The 25,453-nt window shown below is 71.4% G+C and carries 27 protein-coding genes; 11 read left to right on the top strand and 16 right to left on the bottom strand.

Annotation, left to right across the window (positions count from 1 at the left end):
* Positions 1-96: 96 nt before the first annotated feature.
* The 6 genes from ACIHFE_RS15890 to ACIHFE_RS15865 form a co-directional block, all read right to left on the bottom strand.
* Positions 97-1,614 (bottom strand): hypothetical protein, encoded by a 1,518-nt coding sequence (locus ACIHFE_RS15890; protein WP_400106789.1) that lies wholly within the window; start codon positions 1,612-1,614, stop codon positions 97-99.
* A gap of 125 nt (positions 1,615-1,739) precedes the next feature.
* On the bottom strand, positions 1,740-2,441 hold the full coding sequence (locus tag ACIHFE_RS15885) for a hypothetical protein (RefSeq protein WP_400106787.1): 702 nt from the start codon (positions 2,439-2,441) through the stop codon (positions 1,740-1,742).
* Between the two features lie 39 nt (positions 2,442-2,480).
* The gene (locus tag ACIHFE_RS15880; RefSeq protein WP_400106785.1) at positions 2,481-3,116 is read right to left on the bottom strand and encodes a hypothetical protein; all 636 of its coding nucleotides are present in this window, start codon (positions 3,114-3,116) and stop codon (positions 2,481-2,483) included.
* Positions 3,113-5,059, bottom strand: coding sequence for a hypothetical protein (locus ACIHFE_RS15875; RefSeq protein ID WP_400106783.1), 1,947 nt, complete (start codon positions 5,057-5,059; stop codon positions 3,113-3,115). Before ACIHFE_RS15875 ends, ACIHFE_RS15880 begins: the two co-directional genes overlap by 4 nt.
* Before the next feature lie 18 nt (positions 5,060-5,077).
* A complete protein-coding gene (locus tag ACIHFE_RS15870) occupies positions 5,078-5,296 on the bottom strand; it encodes a hypothetical protein (protein WP_400106781.1) in 219 nt (72 codons plus the stop codon).
* 40 nt (positions 5,297-5,336) lie between these two features.
* Entirely contained in the window at positions 5,337-5,552 is a 216-nt protein-coding gene (locus ACIHFE_RS15865) for a hypothetical protein (protein WP_400106779.1), read from the bottom strand.
* 206 nt (positions 5,553-5,758) lie between these two features.
* Between ACIHFE_RS15865 and ACIHFE_RS15860 the strand changes: the two genes are divergently transcribed.
* Both ACIHFE_RS15860 and ACIHFE_RS15855 read left to right on the top strand, forming a co-directional pair.
* Positions 5,759-6,154: a helix-turn-helix domain-containing protein gene (locus ACIHFE_RS15860; RefSeq protein WP_400106777.1), complete on the top strand. Its 396-nt coding sequence runs from the start codon at positions 5,759-5,761 to the stop codon at positions 6,152-6,154.
* A 136-nt stretch (positions 6,155-6,290) separates the two neighbouring features.
* Positions 6,291-6,554 carry a hypothetical protein gene (locus ACIHFE_RS15855; RefSeq protein ID WP_400106775.1) on the top strand — a complete coding sequence of 88 codons (264 nt, stop codon included), beginning with the start codon at positions 6,291-6,293 and terminating at the stop codon, positions 6,552-6,554.
* Positions 6,555-6,623: 69 nt separating this feature from the next.
* Here ACIHFE_RS15855 and ACIHFE_RS15850 read toward each other — a convergent pair whose 3' ends face one another.
* Both ACIHFE_RS15850 and ACIHFE_RS15845 read right to left on the bottom strand, forming a co-directional pair.
* The gene (locus ACIHFE_RS15850; protein WP_400106773.1) at positions 6,624-7,037 is read right to left on the bottom strand and encodes a rodlin; all 414 of its coding nucleotides are present in this window, start codon (positions 7,035-7,037) and stop codon (positions 6,624-6,626) included.
* 186 nt (positions 7,038-7,223) lie between these two features.
* Positions 7,224-7,628: a rodlin gene (locus ACIHFE_RS15845; protein ID WP_400106771.1), complete on the bottom strand. Its 405-nt coding sequence runs from the start codon at positions 7,626-7,628 to the stop codon at positions 7,224-7,226.
* Between the two features lie 250 nt (positions 7,629-7,878).
* Between ACIHFE_RS15845 and ACIHFE_RS15840 the strand changes: the two genes are divergently transcribed.
* Positions 7,879-8,463: a TetR/AcrR family transcriptional regulator gene (locus ACIHFE_RS15840; protein ID WP_400106769.1), complete on the top strand. Its 585-nt coding sequence runs from the start codon at positions 7,879-7,881 to the stop codon at positions 8,461-8,463.
* A gap of 1 nt (position 8,464) precedes the next feature.
* Here the strand turns inward: ACIHFE_RS15840 and ACIHFE_RS15835 are convergent, their stop codons facing one another.
* Both ACIHFE_RS15835 and ACIHFE_RS15830 read right to left on the bottom strand, forming a co-directional pair.
* Positions 8,465-9,040: a dTDP-4-dehydrorhamnose 3,5-epimerase family protein gene (locus ACIHFE_RS15835; RefSeq protein WP_400106767.1), complete on the bottom strand. Its 576-nt coding sequence runs from the start codon at positions 9,038-9,040 to the stop codon at positions 8,465-8,467.
* Between the two features lie 23 nt (positions 9,041-9,063).
* Entirely contained in the window at positions 9,064-10,638 is a 1,575-nt protein-coding gene (locus ACIHFE_RS15830) for an MDR family MFS transporter (RefSeq protein ID WP_400106765.1), read from the bottom strand.
* Between the two features lie 165 nt (positions 10,639-10,803).
* Here ACIHFE_RS15830 and ACIHFE_RS15825 point away from each other — a divergent pair, with 165 nt between their 5' ends.
* Complete coding sequence (locus tag ACIHFE_RS15825) at positions 10,804-11,373, top strand: TetR/AcrR family transcriptional regulator (RefSeq protein WP_400106763.1); 570 nt, start codon at positions 10,804-10,806, stop codon at positions 11,371-11,373.
* Here ACIHFE_RS15825 and ACIHFE_RS15820 read toward each other — a convergent pair.
* Positions 11,359-12,321: a Gfo/Idh/MocA family protein gene (locus ACIHFE_RS15820; RefSeq protein ID WP_400106761.1), complete on the bottom strand. Its 963-nt coding sequence runs from the start codon at positions 12,319-12,321 to the stop codon at positions 11,359-11,361. The two genes, ACIHFE_RS15825 and ACIHFE_RS15820, sit on opposite strands and share 15 nt — an antisense overlap.
* The gene (locus ACIHFE_RS15815; RefSeq protein ID WP_400106759.1) at positions 12,318-13,709 is read right to left on the bottom strand and encodes an NDP-hexose 2,3-dehydratase family protein; all 1,392 of its coding nucleotides are present in this window, start codon (positions 13,707-13,709) and stop codon (positions 12,318-12,320) included. Before ACIHFE_RS15815 ends, ACIHFE_RS15820 begins: the two co-directional genes overlap by 4 nt.
* 276 nt (positions 13,710-13,985) lie before the next feature.
* On the opposite strand from ACIHFE_RS15815, the gene ACIHFE_RS15810 reads away from it, so the two are divergent.
* Both ACIHFE_RS15810 and ACIHFE_RS15805 read left to right on the top strand, forming a co-directional pair.
* Positions 13,986-14,885: a ScbA/BarX family gamma-butyrolactone biosynthesis protein gene (locus ACIHFE_RS15810; protein ID WP_400106757.1), complete on the top strand. Its 900-nt coding sequence runs from the start codon at positions 13,986-13,988 to the stop codon at positions 14,883-14,885.
* A gap of 345 nt (positions 14,886-15,230) precedes the next feature.
* A complete protein-coding gene (locus tag ACIHFE_RS15805) occupies positions 15,231-16,307 on the top strand; it encodes an alpha/beta hydrolase (protein ID WP_400106755.1) in 1,077 nt (358 codons plus the stop codon).
* A gap of 21 nt (positions 16,308-16,328) precedes the next feature.
* Here the strand turns inward: ACIHFE_RS15805 and ACIHFE_RS15800 are convergent, their stop codons facing one another.
* Positions 16,329-17,525, bottom strand: coding sequence for an alpha/beta hydrolase (locus ACIHFE_RS15800; protein ID WP_400106753.1), 1,197 nt, complete (start codon positions 17,523-17,525; stop codon positions 16,329-16,331).
* A gap of 271 nt (positions 17,526-17,796) precedes the next feature.
* On the opposite strand from ACIHFE_RS15800, the gene ACIHFE_RS15795 reads away from it, so the two are divergent.
* Together ACIHFE_RS15795 and ACIHFE_RS15790 are read left to right on the top strand one after the other, a co-directional pair.
* On the top strand, positions 17,797-19,242 hold the full coding sequence (locus tag ACIHFE_RS15795) for a carotenoid oxygenase family protein (protein WP_400106751.1): 1,446 nt from the start codon (positions 17,797-17,799) through the stop codon (positions 19,240-19,242).
* A gap of 123 nt (positions 19,243-19,365) precedes the next feature.
* The gene (locus ACIHFE_RS15790) at positions 19,366-20,451 is read left to right on the top strand and encodes a vWA domain-containing protein (protein WP_400106749.1); all 1,086 of its coding nucleotides are present in this window, start codon (positions 19,366-19,368) and stop codon (positions 20,449-20,451) included.
* Between the two features lie 41 nt (positions 20,452-20,492).
* On the opposite strand, the gene ACIHFE_RS15785 is transcribed toward ACIHFE_RS15790, so the two are convergent.
* Positions 20,493-21,038: a hypothetical protein gene (locus tag ACIHFE_RS15785; protein WP_400106747.1), complete on the bottom strand. Its 546-nt coding sequence runs from the start codon at positions 21,036-21,038 to the stop codon at positions 20,493-20,495.
* Positions 21,039-21,167: 129 nt separating this feature from the next.
* Here ACIHFE_RS15785 and ACIHFE_RS15780 point away from each other — a divergent pair, with 129 nt between their 5' ends.
* Positions 21,168-22,007 (top strand): class I SAM-dependent methyltransferase, encoded by an 840-nt coding sequence (locus ACIHFE_RS15780; RefSeq protein WP_400106745.1) that lies wholly within the window; start codon positions 21,168-21,170, stop codon positions 22,005-22,007.
* A gap of 91 nt (positions 22,008-22,098) precedes the next feature.
* Complete coding sequence (locus tag ACIHFE_RS15775) at positions 22,099-22,605, top strand: carboxymuconolactone decarboxylase family protein (protein ID WP_400106744.1); 507 nt, start codon at positions 22,099-22,101, stop codon at positions 22,603-22,605.
* Between the two features lie 14 nt (positions 22,606-22,619).
* Here the strand turns inward: ACIHFE_RS15775 and ACIHFE_RS15770 are convergent, their stop codons facing one another.
* A complete protein-coding gene (locus tag ACIHFE_RS15770) occupies positions 22,620-23,555 on the bottom strand; it encodes a zinc-binding dehydrogenase (RefSeq protein ID WP_400106742.1) in 936 nt (311 codons plus the stop codon).
* Positions 23,556-23,664: 109 nt separating this feature from the next.
* On the opposite strand from ACIHFE_RS15770, the gene ACIHFE_RS15765 reads away from it, so the two are divergent.
* A complete protein-coding gene (locus ACIHFE_RS15765) occupies positions 23,665-24,321 on the top strand; it encodes a TetR/AcrR family transcriptional regulator (protein ID WP_400106740.1) in 657 nt (218 codons plus the stop codon).
* A gap of 68 nt (positions 24,322-24,389) precedes the next feature.
* Here the strand turns inward: ACIHFE_RS15765 and ACIHFE_RS15760 are convergent, their stop codons facing one another.
* Positions 24,390-25,337 (bottom strand): hypothetical protein, encoded by a 948-nt coding sequence (locus ACIHFE_RS15760; RefSeq protein WP_400106738.1) that lies wholly within the window; start codon positions 25,335-25,337, stop codon positions 24,390-24,392.
* Positions 25,338-25,453: the final 116 nt, after the last annotated feature.

The following is a 25,453-nucleotide window of genomic DNA, read 5'->3' as shown; positions in this document are numbered from 1 at the left end:
GATTGTCAGACCAATCGCACGCTTGTCACCAGTGCTCCATCTTCCAGGCTTTTGGCGACCAAATCGGGATTTAACAGGGAGTGTCGGGTCAGCCGGTCAGCGGAACTCCGCCAGCCGGGACCGCAGCCCCAGCACGGTCAGACCGGCCGCCAGCAGCAGCGCGCCGCCCGCCATCGGCAGCAGGGTGGCCAGGTCGTCCCGGCCCTCCCGCGCCTTGGCGGTGAAGACCGCCTGGTTGATGCCGATGTCCTGGGCCAGCGCGGCCATCCAGGCGTCGAAGTGGGCATTGGACTTGCCCGGATCCCAGCTGATGCCGAAGTCGGTGGCCTCCCGCACCCGCCCGGCCGCCACCAGCTCCCGGATCCGGTGGTCATCGCGCTGGTAGACCAGGTACGCGTCCACCGTGCGCTCGGCGGCCGCCCGCTCGCCGGGGAAGGTGATGTTGTCCAGCTCATGCCGGAACTCACCGGTGAACCGCGGGTCACCGGGGTCGGCGCGGTACGCCCGCCAGGTGGCGGCCAGGTCGTCCGGGTAGCGCGGCAGGGTGGTGCCCCTGACCCCGTAGAGCTGCTGCGACTTGTCGAAGTAGGCGCTCTCGTACTGCTCGCGCCGCCCGGCGTCCAGCAGATAGCGGCTCTCGTCGGCGTTGGCGTCATAGGCCAGGGCCCGCGCCCGGGAGAGCGCCACCACCGAGTCGAAGGAGTCGTGCCGGGCCACCCGCAGCCGGTCCGCGGACCCGGTGAACAGCGCCCCGCACAGGCCCAGCGCGGCCAGCACGCACACCGTGGCGCCCAGCAGCGCCGGGTTGAACACCCGCTGGAAGCGGCGGGCCAGGTACCACTGGAGCACGCCCAGGACGGCCAGCAGCAGCACCCCCAGCACCACCGCGGTGACCAGTTCCGCGGTGAGCCGGGAGCGGGCGTCCTGGTACTCCCGCCCGAAGGCGGCATCGGTACGGTCCACCAGGGTCCGTGCCCGGGGCAGCAGGGTGCCGCGCAACAGGTCGGTGGCGGAACGGTAGTTGACGATGGCCGCCTGCTTGCCGTCCGGGCGGGCGTCGTCCTCCCGGGCCTGGCCGGTCAGCTCCTGGTAGCGGGCGAAGCCATCGGTCAGCTCCTCCACCGCCCGCTCCGCGTCCCGGTCGCCCTCGGCGGCCACCGCCAGGGTGCGCAGCTGATGGGCGGCGGTGCGGCGGGCCTGGTCATAGACGCGCACCGCCTTGTCATAGGAGACCTGGTTGCGGTCGCGGCCGCCGGAACCGCTGGACAGCAGGATGTTGGCGGCCTGGGCGTCCATGTCGTTGAGCGCCAGGTTGAGATCGGCGGCGCCGAGCGTCCGGGGCGCCTCGCTGCCGGTGATGTCCGACCAGTTGCCGGACAGGGCCAGCCCGGACACCAGGAACAGCACCGCCAGGGCGCCGGCCACCAGCAGACAGGCGGTGCGCAGCAGCCGCAGCCGGGCCGGGACACTCGCGGTGCGGCGGCGGGCCGCGGCGGCCACCGACTCCCATGCGCCGCGTCCCCGGGCGGGGGCCGCCGAGGGTGCCCTGGGGGGTACGGCCGGGGCGCCGGCCTTGGACACCGTCCCCGGCCCATGTGTGGTCGCGACAGCCATGTGCGTTCCCCCTTCGCCTCATATGCGAAGGGGAGTGTGCGACGTATGTACGAGCGTCCAACCGGCGTTGACGGCCTCCTGACGCCCCAACACCGTGATCTTGACGCGGTGTTAGCGCGGCGGCCTCACACGTCCTCGTCCGCAGGCTCCTCGTCCGGCGGTTCCTCGTACGGCGCCTCCTCGGCCAGCCGCTCGCCGATGTCGTCGGCCCAGCCCTGGGCCCAGGCCCGCAGTCCGGCGATCTGCTCCGGGTCCAGGCCGCGGGCGGCGAACTCCCGGTCGTCCAGCCACTCCACGCCCTCCAACCGGGCCTGGAGCTCGGCCAGTTCCAGACCGTCCTGGGCGTGCCGCCGGCCGAGCTCCTCCAGTTCGGCCACCGGCCGGTGCCGGGCCGCCGCACGGACATCCACCAGGCAGGCCGGGGTTCCCCGGTCGGCCAGCTCCCGCACCCGGATGCCCACCAGGTCCTCCACGGCCAGCACCGGGCCACAGGGGCCGGGCACCGGCGGGCGCCAGAGGGTCTCCTTGCGGAGGCCCACCGGGCACGGCGCGCCGCCGGCCGGGTCGGTGACCTCCAGCCGCGCCTCCAGCGGCGCCATGGCCAGCTCCCGCACCTGCCGGCCACGCGCCTCCAGCCCCGCCCGCAGCGCCGACGCGAGCTCGGCCATCGGGGTCTGGGCGTCGGTGACCAGTTCCAGCCCGGCGCCGCCGTGCCGGGCCAGGCCGTGCAGTTCGGCCGCCTGCCCGCCGGCCAGCAGCAGGGGCCAGGCCCCGCCGACCGCCATCACATCCAGCAGCAGCCGCCGCTGTGTCTCGCCCAGTGCCATGGTCCGTCACTATCGCGCACCGCCCCGGCACGCCACCGCTCAGTGCCCGGGCCAGCCCTGCAGGTGGCGGTGGACGGTGACCTCGGCGGGGTGGGCGTTCTTGAGGATGCCGGTGACCTCGGTGGCCAGTGCGTCGGCCCGCTTCTTCAGCTCGGCGGCCGGCAGCCCGGAGCGGCCCAGGTCGTCCAGCCGGCGGTGCACGGCGTCGAGTCGGCGCAGGGTGTCCCGGTCGAGCCGGACCGGCCTGGGGGTCTCCACGATGAACTGGTACGCGCCGGCCAGGGTCTGACAGCCGGTGCAGTGGTCGTTGACCGCCCGGCCGGTGTTCACCGCGTTGAGGTGGACGTGTTCCCCCGCCAGGGTGACGATCTGGAAGGACAGCGCCACCGAGCGGCAGGCGTCGTCGGCGCCGCAGCCGGCGCCGGTGGCCACCACCTGGTTGCGGACGTCCGCGGCACCGACCGCGCCCAGCTGGTGCACGGTGAAGGAGTCCCGCACCCGGACATGGTGGAAGTGGTTGGCGGTGGTGCGCACATCGTCCCGGGCGGACCGGAATCCCTCGGCGGCCTGGGCGGGCACCGCACTGGCCAGGGTGGCCACCCCGGCGGCCAGCAGGCCGAACCGCAGGGCATTGCGGGAGCGGGAGCTGGTGCGGGTGTTCCGGTGGGTGTTCATGGGTTCCTCCTGGTTGTTGGTGAGGGCGGCGGCACCTGGGCCGCCGCGGAGCCGGACGGCGCCACGCCGGTGGCCGTGGCCTTGGCCGGGGCGCTCACCGGGGCCGAGGGACGCGGTGGCGGCACGGACACCGGAGGGCGCCCGGTCGGTGTGGTGCCCGGCTTGGGCACCGGCCGGGGCGCCGGTGAGGCCGCCGGGGAACGGGCGGGCACCGGTGCGGCACTGGGCCGGGGTGCCGGACGGGCCGGCGGTGCGGCACTGGCCGCCGGAGCCGGCGGCAGCAGGGGTACGGGCACCGGCAGGGTGGCCGGCCGCCAGGGCAGCGCCGACGCGCCACCGGTACGGCCATGACCGGTGGCCTTCCCGGCCGGCTCGACGTGTCCCACCGCCCCGCCCGCCGCCGGCGGCTCGGCGGTGGGCACATGGGGTTGCAGGATCGGCGCGATCGGCGGCGCGGGCGGCAGCGGCCGCGGGGTGACCCCGCTGGACCAGGCCAGGCCCAGCCCGGCCGCCAGCCCCGCCGCGCCCACCGCCAGCACGGCCCGCAGCCGGGGCCGGCCGGCGGTGGCGCGCAGCGCGTTGCGCAGCAGCCGCCCGGTCAGCCGGACGGACAGATAGGCCATCCCGGCCAGCGGGCAGACCAGCATCAGGCTGCCCAGCACCCCGGCCAGGCCCGCCGCGAGCTGCCCGTCCGCGAACGCGGCCCAGGTTCCGGCCAGTTGGCGCACCAGCGAGCGCAGCCCGGTGTCGATCAGCCGGGGCAGGTTCCACAGCGCGTAGCACAGATCACCGGCCAGCAGCGGCACCATGGTCAGCACCCAGGTGGTGACGATCACCCGGGTGGAGCGCTTGAGTTCGGCCACCGCCGGGTGGACGGGGCGGCCGGGCAGGGCGCTGAGCAGGATGGGTCTGATACGCCCGTAGAGGTCGGGCACCCCGGCGAGGTCGCCGAGGATGAAGTAGCCGTCCAGCCGTACCGCGGGCATCAGCTGTTCCAGCACCTCGAAGTGGCCCAGGTACACCGCGCTCAGCAGGAACGGCTGTCCGGTCAGGAAGTAGACGCCGGTCAGGCCGAGCATAAAGACGACGTTGAAGTACACCCCGCCGAGGTCGGTGCGGATCCGTCCGGCGCGGCCGATCCGGTAGACATCGGTGACATCGGTGTACATGGACGGCCAGATCAGGAACAGCCCACAGCCGATGCAGCCCGGCCGCGCCCCCGAGTACCGGCAGGCCGAGGCGTGCCCGAACTCATGGAACAGCAGCGAGGCCACGGTCAGCGCGAACACCGCCAGCAACAGCAGTGGCTGCTCCAGGACTTGGAGGACGGGCGTCATGGCGCCGTGGAAGGCGAACAGCCAGGTGTCCATGGCGAGCGCGGCCAGCAGCACCAGCACCACCACCGGCGGCCGGTGCAGCCAGGCCAGCGAGCGGGCGATCCCCTGCACCCGCCGCTCGCCGAACAGCACCCGGTGGCCCTTGAGACTGAGCAGCAAGTCCGAGCGGGGCGCGTTCGGCTGGTCGTCCTCGGCGCCCTCCGGCACCGTGACGCCCAGCGGGTCCAGCTTGTGCTCCACCAGGTAGGCGATGTTCTCCGGGCTGACCTCCCGCCCGTAGCCGGCGCTCACCACCCGGGCGATCTCCCGCATGTCGCGCCGGCCGTCGACAGCGGTCACGACCAGGTGGAGCAGCCGGGAGAGCTGCACCACCTGGCCGTCGGCGCGCCGGGCCAGGTACTTGGGGGTGGTGAACCCCGAGCCCTGGTACTCGCCGTGCAGCCGCAGTCCGGCCGCCAGTCGCGGGACGGCGACCGGCGGCGGCGCGGCGGCCTCCCCCGTTCCGTCCGCCCATGAGGCGGCGTACGGAAAGCCGCCCGCGCCCGGCACCGGACCGCCGTCGCCCCCTGCGACGACGACGGTCCGTTCCTCCCCCTCGACGAACACTCGGCGCACCCGCTCCGGTTACTGCTGGATGCTGATCGACTGGGCGGCCTCGGACTGCGCCACCGCGTAGGGCGAGTCCTGGTTGAACGCGGTGGAGACATTGTGCGCGTGCACATGGGCCGAGTGCCGGGTGATGTGGGTGGTGCGGCTGAAGCTGAACTTCAGCTTCCCCAACGCCTCCCGCCCGGGCAGCAGTTCACCGGACTCGTTCTCGAGCTCATCCTTGCTGATGCTCATGGCGATGCCTTTCTCTGGAGGTACCGGTTTACGGCGGTCGTTACTGGTGGATGCTGATCGACTGCGAGGCCTGCGACTGGGCGACGGCCTCCGGCGAGCAGTTGTTGAGCGCCGTGGAGGTGTTGTGCGCGTGCACATGGGCGGTGTGCCGGGTGATGTGGGTGGTGCGGCTGAAGCTGAACTTCAGCTTCCCCAACGCCTCCCGGCCGGGCAGCAGTTCGGCGGACTCGGCGTCAAGTTCCCGTGCGTCAAGCATGTTGATCCCCCTGTGGGACGTGGCCGCGCGTTACGGAGACGGGCAGGACCCCCCGGCCCGCGTCCGATGCGGTCGGACGAGCTGTCCAACGAGATTGGACAGTAGTGGGGTACGGCGGGGCCGCGCAAGCGGTTCGGCTCGACACCCCCCGTAGAATCGGTTCACCCGAGCCGATCGTCACCGAGCCGAGCAGGAAGCGACCTTCCGTGGCCAACGCACTGCAGCAGTTGATGAGACAGCGACTGGACCGGCAAGGGTGGTCCTACGGAGAGGTGGCCCGCCGCGGCGGCATCCCCCGCTCGACCGTGCACCATCTGGCCACCTCGGACCGCCTGGTGCGGATGCCCCAGCCGGCCACCCTGGAAGGCCTGGCCCGCGGCCTGGAACTGCCGCTGGACCGGGTGCGCCAGGCCGCCGCCGAAGCCTGCGGCATCCACCTCTACACCGCACCCCAGCAGCCGGACGCCCAGCCCGACCTCGAGGTGGACCTGCTGATCGCCAGCGTCCAGCGGCTGTCCGCCGAGGACCGCCGCCATGTCGCCGCCCTGGTCGAGTCCCTGCTGGACCGGACCCCCAACACCGCCTCCCCGCAGGAGGGTTGAGACAACCGGACAACGACGCCCCGGCCGGGCGCCCCGGTTCCCGGAACGGTTGAATCCGCCCAATATTCGGCAACCCGCCGAGCACCGGCCCGCTTCCCGGCTATCGTCTCGGCTCTGCTCACGACCAGGGGGAAGCGTGCTCGTTGTCAGCGGTGGCTCCGCGTCCAACGCCGTAGTCCGGGGCAGCACCGGTGAGTCCGTGGTGCTGCTCTCCGGCGAACTGCCCGCCGGGCTCACCGACCGGAGCGTGGCCGAACTCCGCGACTTGGCCGCGGCGGTGCTCACCGACGAGGAGATGGCCCTGTTCCTGGACTGCCTGCGCGCCCTGCGGCGCGGCGAGGGCGGTGGCCGCCGGGTGGAGATCGGCGGCGCGGTGCTCACCGTCTACTACGAGGGCTGAACCGGCCCCTCCACAACGACGGAAGCCGCCCCGGTCGGGGGCGGCTTCCATGTGCTCGGGAGCGCGGGTTCAGTCGTTGGCCGAACCGTTGCCGGAGATGATCGGGATGTTGTCCAGGATGTGCGACAGCGGGTTGTCGCCGTTCTGCATCGTGGAGTTCTCGGTGCACATCTGCTGCTGCTGCGAGGACAGGATCGGCACGTCCTCCAGGCCGACGTTGACCAGACCGACCAGCGACTGGAGGCCGAGCTTGCCGATGGCGATACACGGCTTGTTGAACGAGCCGTTGATCAAGCCCATCTGCGGGCTCATATACCCGCCGGTCCAGGTGTTGCCGTACATCTGCATCGCCTGGTTGGCATTGGACACGTCCCCGTCATGACCGCGGAGCGGGACCATGGGACCGGCTGCCAGCGCCGGGCCGGCCGCGCAGCCCACTGCGGAGACCGTCAGCGCGGCCGTCGCCACTACTTTCTTGATCACGAATTGCCCTTCGCTGGAGGCCGACGGATTTCGAGAGCTACTTGCCTAACCGGGACATCCGCCGGAAAGTTATCGGCCTTCATTCGTTCGGCCCACCGGATACGTCCCGGAAAACAAAACGGAAATCCCCCGGCAGCGGGGCCCGCACACCCGCCGCCGAGGGAATTCCGATACCGGTTCCGGAGGTCAGCGACCGTTCCCCGAACCGTTGCCCGACAGGATCGGGATGTCGTCGATGATGTGCGACAGCGGGTTGTCCCCGTTGTCGATCGTCGAGTTGTCGGTGCACTGCTGCTGCTGCTCGGAGGAGAGGATCGGCACGTCCTGGAGGCCGATGTTGGCCAGAACGGCGATCAGCGACTGGACACCGACCTTGCCGATGGCGATGCACGGCTTGTTGAGCGTGCCCTGGATCAGGCTCATCTGCGGGCTTTCCTTGCCGCCCGTCCTTGTGTTGCCGTAACCGGTCCGCGCGCCATTGGCGTTGACCACGTCCTGGTTGTGGTCATTGCCGAAAGCCATCGCAGGACCGCTGACGACGCCCACCGTGGAAGCCGTCATGACGGCCGTGGCGAGTACCTTCTTGAGCACGTCTATAGCCTTTCGATCGTGTAGCGCCCCCACTGAGAAAGCGTTCTGCCTAACTCCGGCCTATTCCAGAGGTTCCGGGCTTTCACTCATTCGAGCCAGTCGACGGCGCCCCGAATTTCAATTGAATAATCGGGTGCGCGGCCCATAGGAAGAGTCCACCGGAGCGACTTACCTGCCAGCGGGTCAGCTGGGTAGGCTGGGACGTCCGGCCTCGCTCTCGCCGGGGCCCGGCCGAGTGAAGGGACAGCAGATGGGCAGCAGTGCACCGCGCCGCCGCAGTGACACCCGCGAGCGCATTCAGGAGGTCGCGCTGAGGCTCTTCCTGGACCAGGGCTATGAGAAGACGGCGCTGCGGGAGATCGCGGACGAGCTGGGCGTGACCAAGGCCGCCCTCTACTACCACTTCAAGACCAAGGAGGACATCCTCGCCGGGCTCTTCGAGGCGGTGGGTGCCGAGCTGGACGAGGTGATCGGCTGGGGCCGTGAGCAGGGGGACGAACTGGCCGCCCGGCAGGAGCTGCTGGAGCGGTGCAGCGCCATCTTCGCCAAGTCCGCACCGCTGTTGATCATTCTGCAGACCAACCAGGCCACGCTGCACTGCATGAGCGTGGGGCAGGACTTCAAGGCCCGGGTGGGGGCGCTGGCCGGGCTGCTGCACCAGCCGGACGCCCCGGTGGCCATGCAGGTGCGCTGTCTGACCGCCCTGCTGACGCTGCACTTCGGGGTGTTCGCCCTGCAGAACATCGAGGGGGACCCGGAGGAGAAGCGGCTGGCGCTGCTGGCCAGCGCCCAGGAGCTGCTGGCCTCCGCCTACCGGGAGAGCACGGTCGGCTGAGTCAGTCCCCGGACGGCCAGTGCGACAGGATGCCGGCGGCGGCCGCCTCGGCCAGGCTCTGGGCCCCGGCGTCCTTGTCGGAGATCAGCGGCGGTTCGGTGAACCCCCAGGGCAGATCGAGGTCCGGGTCCAGGGGGTTGATGTCGATCTGGGTGCCGGGGACATAGGTGCTGGAGACCACGTAGCAGATACAGCTGTCCTCTTCCAGGGTGAGGAAGCCATGGCCCACCCCCTCGGGGATGTACACCGAGCGCCCGGAGTCCGCGTCCAGCACATTGGAGTCGTAGTGGCCGAAGGTCGGTGAGCCGACCCTGAGGTCCACCACGATGTCGCGCAGCGAGCCGCGCACACAGGTGACGAACTTGGCCTGGCCCGGCGGAATGGTGACGCTGTGCAGCCCGCGCAGGGTGTTGCGGCGCGACACCGAGTAATTGATCTGCACCGGGGTGAAATCCACCCCCATGACCCGGGCGAACTCATCGGTACGCATGGCCTCGTAGAAGTTACCCCGCTCATCGGGTATCAGATCCGGGGTGATGACAAAGGCACCGGGGACGGCGGTTTCGGTGATCTTCATGGCATGAACCTATGGGGCCCTGATCAGGCGGCGCTGGAGGCATGGTCGGACGCCGGGCGGTCGGCCGGGGGCTCGGGTGCCGAGCGGTCGCGGCGGCCGTTGCGGACGAACCAGGAGACCGCCAGGGTGACCAGGCCCACCGCCGAGGAGTAGAGGAACACCTGGTGGATGCCGCCGGCCACGGCGTGCTCATAGGCCGAACGGACCGTCTGCGGCAGCTTCTTGAGGCCGGCGGCGTCCAGCCGCGCCGAGCCGCCGCCGACCCGGTCGGCCGCCGGGCCCAGCCGGTCGGCCATCACCCGGTGCACCTGGTGCGAGAAGACGGCGCCGGCCACCGCCACGCCCAGGGTGCCGCCCAGGGTGCGGGAGAGGGTGACGCTGGAGGAGGCCACGCCCAGGTCCTTGAGCTCCACGCTCTCCATGGCCACCTGGATGGTGTTCTGCATCAACAGGCCCACGCCCAGGCCGAGTACGGCCATATAGCAGCCAGTCTCGGTGCGGCCGGTGCCCACGTCCATCCGCAGCATCAGCGCCACCCCGGCCACCAGCAGGGCGGAGCCCGCCACCAGGAAGACACGGTACTTGGCGGTGCGGGTGGCGATCTGGCCGGTGGTGAGGTTGGCGCCGACGATGCCCAGCACCATGGGCAGCATCAGCAGACCGGAGTTGGTGGCCGAGGCGCCCTGGACGGTCTGCTGGAACAGCGGCAGGAAGGTCATCGCGCCCACCATCACACAGCCCATCAGAAAGGCGACGGCGTTGGCCAGGGAGAGGTTGCGGTCGCGGAACAGGTGCGGGGGCAGCACCGGTTCGGCGGCCCGGCGCTCCACCGCCAGGAAGGCGGCACTGGCGGCCAGGAACACCACCGCCAGCGTGGCGATCACCGGGGAGGTCCAGGCGTACTCGGTGCCGGCCCAGGTGGACAGCAGCACCAGGGCGCTGATGGCGGTGGTCAGCAGCACCGCGCCGGCGTAGTCGACCCGGGCCCGGGAGCGCTGCTTGGGCAGGTGCAGCCAGGAGGCCAGCATGCCGAAGGCCAGTACGCCCAGCGGGAGGTTGACATAGAAGCACCAGCGCCAGCCGAGGTGATCGGTGATAAAGCCGCCCGCCACCGGGCCGCCGACCATGGCCACGCCCATGGCGCCGGAGATCAGCGCCTGGTACTTGCCCCGCTCGGCGGGCGGGATCAGCGCCGCCATCAGGGACAGCGCCCCCACCATCAGCCCGCCGGCGCCCAGGCCCTGGACCGCGCGGAAGGCGATCAACTGGACCATGGACTGGGAGAGTCCGGCGGCGGCCGAGCCGGCCAGGAAGAGGGCGATGGAGGACAGGAAGGTCCCCTTGCGCCCGTACATATCGCCGAACTTGCCCCACAGTGGGGTGGCCGCGGCGGTGGCGAGCATATAGGCGGAGGCCACCCAGGACAGATGCTCCAGACCGCCGAACTCGCTGACGATGGTGGGCATCGCGGAGCCCAGGATCAGGTTGTCCAGCGAGGCCAGCAGCATGGCGATGACCACGGCACCGATAACCACCCGGGTGCTCCGGGAAGTTGGCGGGGTGGCGGGCGCCTGGGCCGGGACGGGTTCCTGCGACATGTTCTCTCCCCAGAACGGGTGCGGGAGCCCCGACAACACCGCAAACTTACTTGCCGCCGGGCTAGTTTAGTGAGGCAACCGTAGGCCGCTTACTAGCCGGGCGTCAAGTAAACAACCGGGCGGTAGGCACACCCCGCCGCACCCAGCGAAGGAGAACGCCGCCGCATGGCCAACATCCCGCAGACCCGCCGGAGCGACACCCGGGAGCGCATCCAGGAAGCCGCCCTGGAGCTGTTCGTCCACCGCGGCTACGAGAAGACCTCGCTGCGCGAGATCGCCGAGGAACTGGGCGTCACCAAGGCCGCGTTGTACTACCACTTCAAGACCAAGGAGGACATCCTGGCCGCCCTCTCCGCGGACATCGGCGCCCCGGTGGACGCGCTGATCGCCTGGGGCGAGAGCCGACCGCCCACCCTGGAGACCAAGCGCGAACTGCTGCGCCGCTACAGCGAATCGCTGGTCAAGGCGGCGCCGCTGTACCACATCCTCCAGGAGAACCAGGCCTCGCTGCGGTCCCTGGGCATCGGCGTCACCCTGCGGCGGCGGGTGGTGCGGCTGTCCGAGCTGGTGCATGCCGGCGGCGGGCCGATGCGCAGTCAGGTGCGCTACTCCAGTGCCGTACTCACCGTGCACTTCGGGGCGTTGACCATGGACGCCATCGGGGGCGACCCCGAGGAGCGGCGGCTGGCCGTCCTCGAGGTCGCGCTGGAGCTGCTGGAGTCAGCGGCCGGCTGACCGGCGCACCGCGTCCAGCAGGGCGGCCTGCGCCCTGACCGAGGGATCGGCGGGCTCCTGCTCTCGTACCGCCCGGGCGAAGGCGGCCAGGGTGGCCGCCACCTGGTCCTCGGGCGCCAGACGCCGCTCCGTCACACCGTCCCGGGTCTCGATGCGCACCACCGGGACGTGGTCGGCCGGCGGGGTGAAGGCCCGGTCCACGGTGATGGTGCCCCGGCTGCCGTGGAACTCGTAGCGGTTGCGGTAGGCGTGGTCCATGCCAAAGGTGAGCTGGGCACTGACCCCCTCGGGGGTGCGCAGCAGTGCCGCGCCCGCGGTGTCCACCTCGCGGCCGGGGCCGTTGGCCAGGTGGGCGCCCACCACCTCAAGGCCCTCGCCGAGCAGGTGCAGGGCCGCGCGCACCGGGTAGATGCCCACGTCCCACAGGGCGCCGCCGCCCAGGTCGGCGCGGAGCCGGATGTCGTCCTCGGCGAAGGCAGGGACGGTGAAGGTGGCCTGGAGGATGTGCGGTTGGCCGATGACGCCGTCCCGTACCAGCTCGCACACCTGGGTGTGCTGGGAGTGGTGGACGAACATCACATTCTCCCGCAGCACCAGGCCGCGTTCCGCCGCCAGCGCCACCAGCTCCTCGGTGCGGGCGAGTTCGGTGGTGAGCGGCTTCTCGGCGAGGACATGCTTGCCGGCCAGCAGGGCCCGTTCCACCCACTCGGCGTGCAGGGCGGCGGGCAGCGGGACATAGACCGCGTCCACGTCCTCCCGCTCCAGCAGCTCGGCATAGCCGCGGACGGCGGTGGCGCCGTAGGGGGCGGCGGTCGCCTCGGCCGTGGCCAGGTCGCGGCTGGCCACGGCCCGTACCTCGGTGCCGGCGCCGGCCGCCATGGCGGGCAGCATCCGGCGGCGGGCGATCTCCGCGCAGCCCAGGGTGCCCAGGCGCAGGGGGGTGCTCATCGGGCCTGCACCTCCAGGGCGTTGAGGCAGGCGAGCAGGGTGCGGCCCTGGACATTGAGGTAATGCCCGTGCTGGACCAGGGTGGTGAGCTGGCCGGGGGTCACCCAGGCATAGCCCGGCGGGACCTGGAGGTCCTCCTCGGCTTCCACCAGCAGATAGCGGCTCTCCGCGTTGAGGAAGCGGCCGCCCTCCTCGGAGTGCACGGCCTCGTAACGGATGCGGGAGGCGTCGGCGGCCAGTACCTGGTCCAGGAACAGCGGACGCTCCGCGGCCGGGAGGTGGCCGAAGTTGCCGGGGGTGTACTGGACGGTGGGGCCGAGCTCCACGGTGTCCAGGAAGCCGCCCTCCACCCGGGCGTGCACCAGGACATGCGGCACCCCGTCGAACTCCCGGGTGAGGAAGGCCGTCACGCCCAGGCCCACCGGCTCGAACAGCGGCTGCGTCCAGCGGGTGACCTCACGGTTGCCCGCCTGCACCGAGACCGCCACCACCTGGAAGAAGCGCCCCTCCTCATGCTCGATGACGCTCTCCCCGCGCTTCCAGCCGGGCAGGCCGGCCAGCGGGACGCGCTCGGCGCGCACCTCGTGCCGGGAGCGCTCGGCGGTGAACCAGGACAGCAGCTCGGTGTCGGAGTGCAGCGCCCGCTGGTGGGGGTCGGCGAAGGGCAGGCAGGACAGCACCGTCCGCGAGTCCATGTTGATCACGTTGTCCTGGTGCAGCAGTTCGCCGATCTGTCCCAGGGTGAGCCAGCAGAAGTCGTCCAGCAGCGGCACCTCCCCCACGGCCTCCACCACCATGTTGCGGTTGGACTTGTGGAAGAACCATGAGCCGTGCTCGCTCTGCAGCACATCCGCCAGCACCCGGCCCCGGCCCGGCTCGATGAAGTACTCGATGTACTTCACATCCGCGCCCTGGTGCACCTTGGTGTAGTTGCTGCGGGTGGCCTGCACCGTGGGCGAGAGCTGGAGCAGCTTCCGGTTGCCCGGCTCCATCTTGGCCTGCATCAGGAAGTGCAGCACCCCGTCGAACTCCTTGGCCAGGATGCCCAGGATGCCCACCTCGGGCTGCTTGATGATCGGCTGGTGCCACTCGGGGAACGGCGCCGGGCCGCCGGTGACACGCAGCCCCTCCACGGTGAAGAACCGGCCGCTGCGGTGCACCAGATTGCCGGTCGGCTCCTCGAACGACCAGCCGTCCAGCTCGGCGAAGGGGATGCGGTCCACCCGGAAGGTGTTGGCCTCACCGCGTCCGGCGAGCCACCGGGCGAAGTCCTCGGTGCCGCCCTTGGTAGTGGCCGCGGAGAGCGCGAGGCGCTCGGGCAGGCGGGCGTCCACCCGCGGTCGCGGCGTACGGCCGGCAGCGGTGGGCTGGGCGAGCTTGGACGACATCTGCTGACTCCCTGGTACTCGGTTGCTTCCGTGCGTCACAGCGTGGGTCTCACACCGGGCTGGAGCCGGGAACGAGGCGATGTCGAGATGCTCGCGGTGCCGGATCATGATTGGCGGAAAACGCCATGGACCTTGAGTGGCAAACCGGCAGATACGTATCTTTACAGCACGGCCGACCGGCCACGCTGCACGTGATCCGATCAGCGATCCGTTGGGGGAGCAATGTCCTGGAGTCATACCTCCGTTCAGCCCGTCCCGTCGGCCGGTCCGGTACCGATGCCGAGGCTGACCACCACCGTGCCCCGGGAGTTCGTCCACCGGGCCGCCGTGGCCGAGGTGTTGCTGACCGGCTGGAGACGGCTGGGGGACACCCGCTTCGCGGTGCGCGCCCAATGGCCGCGCGGGCACAGCTTCTTCACCCCGGTGCTGGGCACCCAGCACGATCCGATGCTGATAGCCGAGACGGTGCGGCAGATCGGCTCGCTGCTCTCGCACGCGGAGTTCGGGGTGCCGCTGGACCACCAGTTTGTGATGTGGCACCTGGACTACCGCAGCCACCCGGAACATCTGGCGGTCGGCTGGACGCCGGCCGAGCTGGAGCTGCTGGTGGACTGCTCGGAGCTGCGGTGGCACGGCGACTCCCTCGCCGGAATGCGCTATGACGTGGTGATCCGCCGGGACGGCGCGGTGGCCGCCACCGGCAGCGCCTCGCTCAGCTGCACCTCGCCCCGGGTCTACCGGCGGCTGCGCGGCGCCCGGCGGGACCGGCCGCCGGCCGATCTGGGTTCTCCGGTCTACCCCCACCATGTGGGCCGGGCCTCGGCCTTCGATGTGGTGCTCTCGCCGGCGGAGGCCGCGGCGCCCGGCCGCTGGCGGCTGCGCGCGGACGTCCGGCACCCGATCCTCTTCGACCACCCGGTCGACCACATCCCCGGCATGGTGCTGCTGGAGGCCGCCCGCCAGGCGGTGCTCGCCCTGGAGCCGGCGGCCCCGCTCTGCCCGGTGACACTCAGCAGCAGCTTCCGCCGCTATGCCGAACTGAGCAGCCCATGCTGGATCGAGGCCGAGCGGGGCCCGGCGGACGCCTCCGGGGCCTGCGACACGCGCGTCACCGGCCACCAGGACGGGGAGTTGCTGTTCTCCTGCGCGATTACCTCGATGCGCCGTTCCGAATAGGGCCTGGGCACTCTCCTTGCGGGCCCTTAGGGGTGAATATTTCCGATCAAGTAACAGACAATCGCGATCACAATGAGGGTCAGAACGACAACTGTCTTTCTCTCCTTGCGCGACATGGATTCCATCACGTCTCTCCCGGACGACATCCCAGGGCTCGGACTGCCCGGCCTGGAAACTACCCGCGATCAGGTGGTGACACTACGGACCGATCGAAAGTCTGAGCTTGACTTGAGGTTGATTGGCCTATGGCATGAAGCCGGGGGAATTTGACCGGATGACGGCCCGTCCGGGTTCTCATGGCGCAATACCGCCGACGCTTCCGCTCTCTCTCGTTATGGTCGGCCCGTGACTCTCAGTCTCACCGGCACCGCGTTCTTCGCCCTGCTCGTCGCGGTGACCGTGCTGGCCGTCCTGGCCACGCTGCTGCTCTGGGCGAGGATTCCCGGCCCCCGGCCGCTGCGCTGGCTGGGGAGGGTGTTGCTGATCGGGCTGTGCCAGGTCACCGCGATCTGCGTGGTGGCGGTGTGGATCAACACCAGCTATGGGCTCTACGCCTCCTGGGAGGACCTCTTCGGCCGGGACGGGGACACCGCCGGGCCGGTGTCCATGCCGGGCCCGCCGGCCCAGCGCGCCAAGTTCACCCGGGGTGACAACGGGCTGCGCGAGACCTACTTCCACGGGATGCGCTCCTCGCTCTCCGGACAGGTGATGGTCTGGACCCCGCCGCAGTACGACGACCCGCGCTACCGCAAGACCGGCTTCCCGGTGGTGATGCTGCTGCACGGGGTGCCGGGGTCCCCGCAGTCCTGGCTGGAGCAGGGCAAGATGCCGGGCTCCTACCGCAAGTTGCTGCGGGCCGGCACCACCCGCCCGTTCATCCTGGCGGTGCCGATCATCAACCCCGGTGGAGTGGACACCGATTGCTCGGATATTCGCGGTCGCAAGGTCGCCACTTGGCTCGCCTCCGATGTCCCGGAACTGGTGCGGCATCATTTCCGCACTGCCAGCGGCCCCAAATCCTGGGCGACACTGGGGATTTCCACCGGTGGATTCTGTGCGGCCAAGTTGCCGCTGCAATACCCCAAAGTGTTCGGCGCCGGGGCGGCGCTGGATCCCGATCCGCTCAACGGGGACGGCGGGGCGATCACCGACCAGGAGGCACGCAGGCGCAACAGCCCCATCTGGCTGGTGCGGCACACCCATGCCGAGGTGGCTTTGTTTATGGCCACTTCGCGGCAGGACCGGGACAGCCCGCCCCGCTATATCGAGGATTTCCAGCGGGAGGCGGTGGGCAGCGCGGTGCGGCTGCGCACCATGCTGCTGGACCGGGGCGGGCACAACTACCGCACCTGGGTCACCCTTTACCCCGCGGCCTTCGCCTGGCTCGCGGAGCAGCTGCCGGGCGGACCCCCGGCGGGCTGAGCCACCGCCCCCGCCCGGGCGCTACTTCTTCTTGGGCAGGTCCTGCACATCCTGCGGGAAGGTGAGCTGCTCGCTCGTCCACTGCATCACCGGGGCGATCTCCCGCCGCCAGGTGGTGAAGTGGTGGCTGCCCTCCGGGAGGATGATGGTCGCCGCCTTCATGGGGCCCTTGACCGCCTTGAGGAACTTCTCGGTGGCGTCATAGTTCTTCTCGCCCCTGCGGCTGGTGGTGACCAGCACCGAGACCCGGGGCACCGGCTTGTTCTCCAGCCGCCACATCAGGTCGTGCTCCCGCTTGTTCTGCTTGCCCTGCTCGCCGGAGCCGAAGAGGTTGCCGGTGGCGATGTCGTTGTCCAGCTTGTAGTCGCCGGACAGCGAGGCGGCCACCGGGTAGACCTCGGGCGCGCGCATGGCCAGCTCCAGCGAGCAGGTGCCGCCGGAGGAGTAGCCCATGACGCCCCAGGCGGTGGCGTCATGGCCCACCCGGTAGGCGCTGCGCAGCGCCTCCGGCAGGTCCTTGGTGAAGAAGGTCTCGGCCTGCGGGCCGCCGGGGACGTCCACGCACTCGGTGTCCCGGGGCTGGGCGATGGTCGGGGAGAGCATCACCACGATGGTGGGCTGCATCTTGTGGTCCGCCAGCAGCTTGGCGGCGGTCTCCGGCACCTTCAGATGCTGGGCCACGCTCTTGCGGCCGCCGGGGTAGCCGCTGATGACCACCATCACCGGGAAGCGGGCCCGCCGGTACTGCGGCTGGAAGTACTGCGGGGGCAGATAGACATAGGCCGGGTTGATCGCCTGGGAGCGGCGGCCCACGATGCGCACCGAGTCCACCCGGCCGGTCCGGTCCTCCGGGCCGCGCGGGATCCCGCCGACATGGCTCAGGCCCTCGTCACCGGTCGGCTGGACCAGGCCGTCCTTGGACTCCTGCACCATGGCCGCCGGGCCGTTGGCCGGCACCTGTTCGTAGACATTGACCGGTGCCTTGTCCACCCGGCCCAGCAGCTGGTCCCAGGTGCCGAAGAAGCCCAGGCTGGAGTTGACCGCGAGCAGCACGGTGGTGATGATCATCAGCTGGGTGAGCAGGATGGCACCCAGCCGTCCGAACACCGAGAGCAGGTTGCGCCTGGCCAGGCGCGGCCACACCCACACCATGAGTGCCACACACAACACGGCGGCGAAGCCCACCGTGTACACCAGTGACCTGCTGGTCAGGCCCATGTGTTTCTCACTCCCTGCCACCTCACGGTGGGCACTCACGTTCGGCTGAACGGTCCGGTTCACCGGATAAGAGGCGGGAACAGGTGGCCAGGGTTGCCCTGCTTTCTTTTCTTCCCCGGCTCTTGGCCTGCCCGCTTCCTGGGCTTGTCCCACAGTTCCCCGCCCGGAAACGACCACCGGGCGCCGGGTCTGGTCGAACACGGCCTTCCGCCGGATGGTGGTGACACGGCCGCACGGGGCGGGCCGGGGCATGGCGAAGGCGGCGAGCGGGATGACCGACCACCACGGCAGGGACGGCCACGGTACGGACAGCCAGGGCACGGACGTCCACGACACGGACGTCCACGACACGGACGGCCGGGGCAAGACGGGAAACCCCTGGCTCAGCGGGCTGTTCGCCCCGGCCCGGGAGGAGATCACCGCCGTGGACCTGCCGGTCACCGGCCGTGTCCCGGACGCGCTGCGCGGCCGCTATCTGCGCAACGGCCCCAACCCGCTGAGCGTGGAGGACCCGGCCGGCCACTTCTGGTTCGGCGGCGAGGGCATGGTGCACGGGGTACGGCTGCGCGACGGCCGGGCCGCCTGGTACCGCAACCGCTGGGTGCGCTCGGACGATGTGGCCCGACACCTGGGCGAGAAGGTGCTGCACGGGCCGCGCCACCTGGACATGGACTTCGCGCCCAACACCCATGTCCAGGAGTTCGCCGGGCATCTGCTGGCCCTGGTCGAGGGCGGCTCGCTGCCCTATGAGCTGGACCCCGACCTCTATACGGTCGGCCCCTTCGACTTCCATGGCACCCTGCCCGGCGGGCTGGCCGCGCACACCGTGATCGACCCGGCCTCCGGCGAGCTGCACACGGTCGCCTACTGCCCGGCCTGGAGCTATGTGCAGTACCTGGTGGCCGCCACCGACGGCTGTGTGCGCCGCTGTGTGGAGATCCCGGTCGAGGGGCGGCCGATGATGCACGACTTCTCGCTCACCCGGCACCATGTGCTGCTCTACGACCTGCCGGTGGCCTTCGCCACCCGCTGGGGTTCGCCGCCGGCCTTCCGCTGGGACCCGGCGCGCCCGGCCCGGCTGGGCCTGCTGCCGCGCGAGGGCACGGCGGCCGAGGTGCGCTGGCTGGAGATCGAGCCCTGCTTTGTCTTCCACGCCATGAACGCCCATGAGCAGGACGGGGTGATCACCGTCCATCTGATCCGCTACGACCGCTTCTTCGACCTCGACCGGCCGGCCCCGTTCCGGCAGCCGGCCCGGCTGGAGCGGTGGACGGTGGAGCCGGCCGCCGGGACGGTACGGCGCCAGGTGCTGGACGAACGCCCGGTGGAGTTCCCGCGGGTGGACCCGCGCCGGCTCACCCTGCCGCACCGCTTCGGCTACGCGGTGCGGCAGAGCGAGCCGGGCGGCGAGGAACGCATCGGCTTCGGCACCGGCCTGCTCAAGTACGACCTGTGGCGCGGCACCGCCGAGGAGTTCCCGGTGCCGCCCGGCGGTGACATCGGCGAGGGCGTCTTCGTCCCGGCCGGGCCGGACGCGGCCGAGGACGAGGGCTGGGTGCTGGCCTATGCCTATGATCCCCGGCGGGCCGCCACCGATCTGGTGGTGCTGGCCGCCCAGGACTTCACGGCCGGGCCGGTGGCCCGGATCCATCTGCCAGTGCGGGTGCCGGTGGGCGCCCATGGCAACTGGATCCCGGACCAGGCCCAGCAGCCATAACACGGGTCGGGCAGGGCATGTACCTGACGGAGCGTTAGCGATAGCCTGCACATCACAACGGGCATTTCGCCCATCAACTATCAAACTTCCACGCTTTTCACGCTCCACAGACAAGGAATCCTCATGGGCATTCGCAGCCTGCTGCGGAACGCGTTCGGCCGGGCCAGGACGGCGGACGAACAGCAGGAACCCAATCTGCCCCAGCAGAGCGCGGCTTCCCCAACTGCCCCAACCGCCCCGGCCCCTGCCCCGGCCCCCGCCTCGGCCCCCGCTTCTGTGCCCGCCCAGCCCGCCGGCGACCGCGTCCCCGACCCCGGACCGCTGGAGCCCACCCCCAGCCCGGCACCCGGCGAGCCGGTGCCCGAGCCCGAACCCCGGCCGCGTCCGATGCCGGAGCCCCAGCCCGTGCCCGAACCGGACGGCCCCAGCCCGATCCCCGAGCCCTCCCCGGTCCCGGAGCCCGAGACCGAGCCCGCCCCGGCCGGCGCGGCCATCAGCCTGGAGAAGGTACGGCAGGCCGCCCCCGGCCTGGTCAGCCTCTACAAAACGGCCGGCGTCTCCCTCCACAAGCAGGGACTGGCCGGGCAGCGGGCCGCGGTCTACCTGGTGCTGGACCGGTCCGGCTCCATGCGGGAGTACTACAAGAACGGCAGCGTCCAGCACCTGGCCGAGCAGGTGCTGGGCCTGTCCGCCAACCTCGACGACGACGGCACCGTCCCCGTCGTCTTCTTCTCCACCGAGGTCGACGGCATCGCCGACCTGGACCTCACCAACTACGCCGGCCGCATCCAGCACCTCCATGAGTCCTATGGGCACATGGGGCGCACCAACTACGCGGCCGCCATGCGGGCGGTCATCGACCACTACCGCGACTGCGGCGCCACCGACCCCGCCTTTGTGGTCTTCCAGACCGACGGCGGACCGATCAGCAAGGCCCAGGCCGAGCGGGTGCTGTGCGAGGCGGCCGGCCTGCCGATCTTCTGGCAGTTCGTGGCTTTCGGCGAACCCGGCAGCAAGGGCTTCGACTTCCTGCGCTCCCTGGAGGCCCTGCCGGTGCCCGAGCGGCGCGCGGTGGACAACGCCGGTTTCTTCCACGCCGGCCGGGACCCGCACACCCTCGCCGACGACCGGCTCTACCAGGAGCTGACGGCCGAGTTCCCGGCCTGGCTCAGCGAGGCCCGCGCGGCCGGGATCATCCGCGGGCGGTAGGTCCGGCGGTGGTTCCGCCCTGCCGCGCGGGAGTTACCCGCTCACCCGCAGGCCGCCCCGTGCATGGTGGGGGCGGCCTGCGCCATGCCGCCAACCTCCGAGGCCCCCCGCTTCCGCCGCCAGTACGCCACCGTCAGCACCCCCAGCACCGGCGCCCACAGCACCATCGGCAGATAGAGGAAGCCGACCACGGTGTGGCCGGTGTGCGTCATGCCCGACTCGGGGAATTGCCACCAGAACAGGAACGGGGTCCACAGCCCGAGCAGCGCCACGCATCCCGTACCCGCCGCGATCACGGCCGTCAACGGCCGTACCCGCCGTCCGCCCAGCCACCTCGGCAGCACCTCGCCCCAGGGCCGGACCAGGCCCAGCGTCAGCAGCGCGGCCGCCTCGCTGAGCACGCTCAGGGTGATCAGCCAGGCCGCGCCCCACCCGGTGACGCCCAGCCGGTCCAGGCCCTCCGGGGTGTAGCCGCCGGAGAAACCGCAGACCAGGGACAGGCGCCATAGCCCTGACGGCAGGGTGAGCAGCGGCGGCAGATGGGCGGCGCGGACGGCCCAGCGGGATGCGGTGGCGGTGGTGGTCATGACATTGATCCTGCCGCCGGCCCATGGCCGTTTCCTCGCCCCGTAGGACCGTCCCGCTCCACCGCTCGGCGGAACCGGTCTCGGCGTTAGGTTGGAGACGGGCACGGCGATGGGAAGGGACCGACCACCATGGACCGCGAGAAGATCACCCTGCACGGCGTCCCGGAAACCATGCTCTTCACGCTCTACGCCCGCGCCCTGGACAGCCGCTCCCCCGCCCCCGTCCTGGGCGACACCGAAGCGGCCGCGGTGGTGCCCCGGATCGACTATGACTTCCGCCGGGCGGGCCTGGGGCCCCTCACCGCCACCGGCATCGCCCTGCGCGCCCGTCAACTCGACGACTGGACCCGGGAGTTCCTGCTCACCCACCGCGAGGCCACCGTGCTGCACCTGGCCTGCGGCCTGGACGCCCGGGTGCACCGGGTCACCCACCTGTCCACCGTCCGCTGGGTCGAGGTGGACCTCCCCGAGGTCCTCGCCATCCGCGAGCGTCTGCTGACCCGCCCCACCGGGGACTACCGCACCCTCGCCGCCTCGGTCACCGACGATGCCTGGCTGGCCGAAGTCCCCGCCGACCGGCCGACGGTGGCCGTCTTCGAGGGCCTGACGCCCTATCTGCCCCCCGAGGAGGGCAAGCGGCTGGTGCGGCGCCTGGTGGACCGGTTCCCCAGCGGGCAGTTGCTCTTCGACGTCTACAACCCGGTCGCTCTGAAGGCGGCCCGGCTGGTCCCGGCGCTGCGCCGCACCGGGGCGACGTTCCGCTGGGGCGTCGGCGACCCCCGCGAACTCGAGGCCCTCGCCCCGGGCCTGCGCTGTCTGGACGCGGTACGCAGCGTGGAACTCCCCCGCATCGAGCGGCTGGCGTGGCCGGCGAGGCTGAGCGCTCGTGCGATCAGCCTGATGCCGGTGGTGCGCGACATGGAGCGCCTGTTGCGCTTCGCGTTCCGGTCCGCGGACCGGCCGGCTTAGGCCGTGTTCACGGACCGCTGTCACATTTCCTCGCCGCGATCCGTCAGGGCAGTGAAAGCAACGCGAAGCCAACGGGATAGGGAACGAAACCATGGAAGCACGTTCGATCACCGCCGAGATTCCGCTCCGTCCGCGCCTGGCCCAGGACCCGCAGGAGCTCGTTCCCGAACTGGCGGAGGTGTCGGCGGCGCTGTTCCGGGCCACCGGGAACCGGACGGTGCCGAGGAGCACCATCAGCCTGGTGCAGCTGCGCGCCGGGCAGATCGTCGGCAGCACCTATCTGACCGTTCTGCACACCGGATTCCTGCGCAAGGCCGGGGAGTCGGAGGAGCGGATCGCCTCGGTGGCGGCCTGGGCGGACTCGCCGTATTTCAACAGCGCCGAGCGGGCCGCGCTGGCCCTGGTGGAGGCCGTGCTCCAGCCGTCCGCGCACGGTGAGCGGGTGTCCGACGAGCTCTACGCCGAGGTGTCCGAGCACTATGACGACAAGGCGCTGACCACCTTGACCCTGGCCATCGGGCAGGTGGGCTTCTTCATCCCGATCGCCCTGATCGCCAAGCCGGTCCCCGGACGGGCGTTCACCGACCCCTGGGCGTAAGGCGGTTGCGGGGCTCAGGCCACCTCCAGCACCGCCTTGCCGTGCAGGCGCCGCTCCAGCAGGGCCGCCATCGCCTCGTCCGCCCGGTCCCAGCCGCCCCGCCAGGAGATCTGCGCGTCCAGGTCGCCGGCGGCCACCCGCGCCGCCAGCCAGGTCAGGTCGTCTGCCAGGCCGCCGCCCACCCCCAGCAGGTAGAAGGTGACCAGGGAACGGTCATGACGGGCGGCGTCCCCGAACAGGGCGCCATAGGGGAAGTTCTCGTCCTGGTGCGCGGAGTGGCCCACCGCGACCAGGGTGCCGGACGGGGCCAAGGCGGCGTAGGCGTCCACCAGTTGGGGGCCGCCCACCATGTCCAGTACGCCGTGCACCGGCTCGTCCAGCTCCGCCGGGCCGGCGATCACCTGGTGGGCGCCCAGGGCGCGCAGGCCGTCCCCATGGGCGGCGGGATCCCCCGTCGAAGCGATGACCCGCGCCCCGCCCATGCGTGCCAGCTGGACCGCATAGCGGCCGACGCCGCCGGTGGCGCCGGTGACCAGGATCCGGCGCCCCAGCAGCGGGCCCACCCGGTGCAGCGCCCGCAGCGCGCTGGCGCCCGCGACCGGCACGGTGCTGATCGCTCCCAGGTCCGCGCCCGCCGGCACGATGCCGATCATCTCCGTGTCGACGGCGCGCAGTTGGGCCCAGGCGCCGTCGGCGCCCAAGGTGACCACGGGCGTGCCCACCGCCGGTCCGGAGCCATCGGCGGCGGCTCGCTCGATATACCCGGCGGCATCCCAGCCGAGGACGGTGCCCGGGGCCGCGCCGGGTATGGCGAAGCGGACCTCGCCGTAGTTGAGGGAGCTGGCGGTGACGCGCACCAGCGCCTGGTGCGGGGCCGGCTGGGGATCGGGGGCCTCGCCGAGGCGGAGACCGGCGGGCCCGGCGGCGGGGTCGGTGAGCAGCGCACGCATATCGGCATGCCCTTCGGTGAGTTGAGGGGTGGAGCATAAACGAGATCATTTATGCCACTGAGTGGCACAAGCCTGCAAGTGGCATTCGCACCCCTGTTACGCTCGGCTCATGAGCACCGCGCTGCCCCCGCACATCCCCGACCCCGGCCTCCCGCTGCGCGAGCGCAAGAAGCAGCGCACCCGGCAGGCGCTGATCGACACGGCACTGCGGCTGTTCACCGAGCGCGGCTTCGACCAGGTGACGCTGGACGAACTCTGTGCGGCGGTGGAGGTCTCCAAGCGGACCTTCTTCCGCACCTTCACCGGCAAGGAGGATGTGGCCAGTGCACCGCTCCAGGACCTCTGGCTGGCCTTCCTGGACGACCTGCGCACCCGCGAGCCGGACGGCGGACCGCTGCTGGAGCTGCTGGAGCAGGCCCTGTTCGCCGCACTGGAGCGGATGACCGCGCCGGGGTGGTCCCAGCGGGTCCGGCTCAGCCGTCAACTCGCCGAGCGCACACCCTCGATGGAGGCGCACGACCTGCACTTCTGCCGGCGCGCCACCCTGGAGGCGGTGGAGCTGCTGCACCACCGCCTCGCCTTCGACGGGGACGACCTCCGACCCCGGCTGGCCATGGACCTGCTGATCGCCGGCTTCCACTGCGCCCTGGCCGCCTGGACGACCCAGCCGGACGAGCCCGGCCGCGAGGAACTGGCGGCGCGGATGCGGGAGGCGTTCGCGGCGGTGCCGGGGGTGCTGACGGTACGGGCGGTCGCCCACGGCTGACCGGGCCCGCCGCGCCTGGGTTGTGTCCGACGGACCTGGGGCCGCGCTATGGCCGGTCGGGGTGTCTTTCAGGTGCGGGCCGTTGGTGGCTGGTCGCGCAGTTCCCCGCGCCCCTTACGGGGCACCGACCCGGCGCGCACTCCGGCCCGTAGCTCGGCGATCCGTCGGCGCACCTGGTCCGGGGCCAGGGCGCCCGGCGACTGCGGGCGGGGCACCTCGCCCCGGCAGTCGCGGCACAGCCCGCCCGGCAGGGCGTCCGGGCGGCCCGGTACGCCGCACAGCGCGCACTCCATGATCCGGAGCAACGGCTGCCGGGGGGCCGGGAGTTCGGGTGGCATCTTGTCGGTCAGACGCCTGCGGACCAGCGCACCCGCGCAGTGCACCCGGTCCGGGAGCCCGGCGGTGAGGACGGCGGCCAGCAGGGCCTCGTCGGCGCCGCGTGCCAGCCACTCGGCGGCCAGCGGCTCCAGGGCCGCGCACTCGGCGGCGGAGAGGGTCAGCCGGAGATCGGCGCGGCTCAGGGCGGCGAGCGCGGCGTAGGCGCGGGAGCGTGCGGGGCCTTCGGGGCGTGCGGGGCGCTCGGGGCGCTCGGTGGGGCGCACGTCTGCCGCGTCCGCTTCCGTCTCCACCCCGCCGCCGAGGAACCGCTCCCACCAGGCGTCCGAGCGGGCGGTACGGGAGAAGTACGTCCGGGTCACCCAGCGGCGGCCGCCGTCGATGGCGAGGTGCTCCGTGATCCGGCGGACGTGCCCCGCCTCGCTGAGCCGCTTCAGCGCGGTGCGGCAGGCCGCCTGCCCGTACACCGGGCTGAGCGTGGCCAGCGTCTTGGCGTCCATCGCGGCACCCTCCGGCAGCCGGTCGACCAGCGCCGCGAGGGCCGCCTCCCGGGCGGGCAGATGTACGAAGTCCCGCCGGGTGCGCGGGGATTGCCCGGGTGCGTTCCGCTTGCCGTAGCCGGGGTTGGCCATGGTGGGTGCGGGGGCGGGCAGGGCGGAGCTAAAGTCTTGGGCAGCCACGAGATCGTCTCCTGATCTTGTCGGTCAGACCCCGGTTGGGTGGCGTTAACACCCGGCCGGGGTCGTTTTGCTGTGCTGCCGCGCACGCTAGAGGCTCGCCACGGTGCGTCGCAAGC

Source organism: Streptomyces sp. NPDC052396 (assembly GCF_044593195.1).
GTDB lineage: Bacteria > Actinomycetota > Actinomycetes > Streptomycetales > Streptomycetaceae > Streptomyces.
This window is presented reverse-complemented; position numbering and strand designations above follow the sequence as displayed.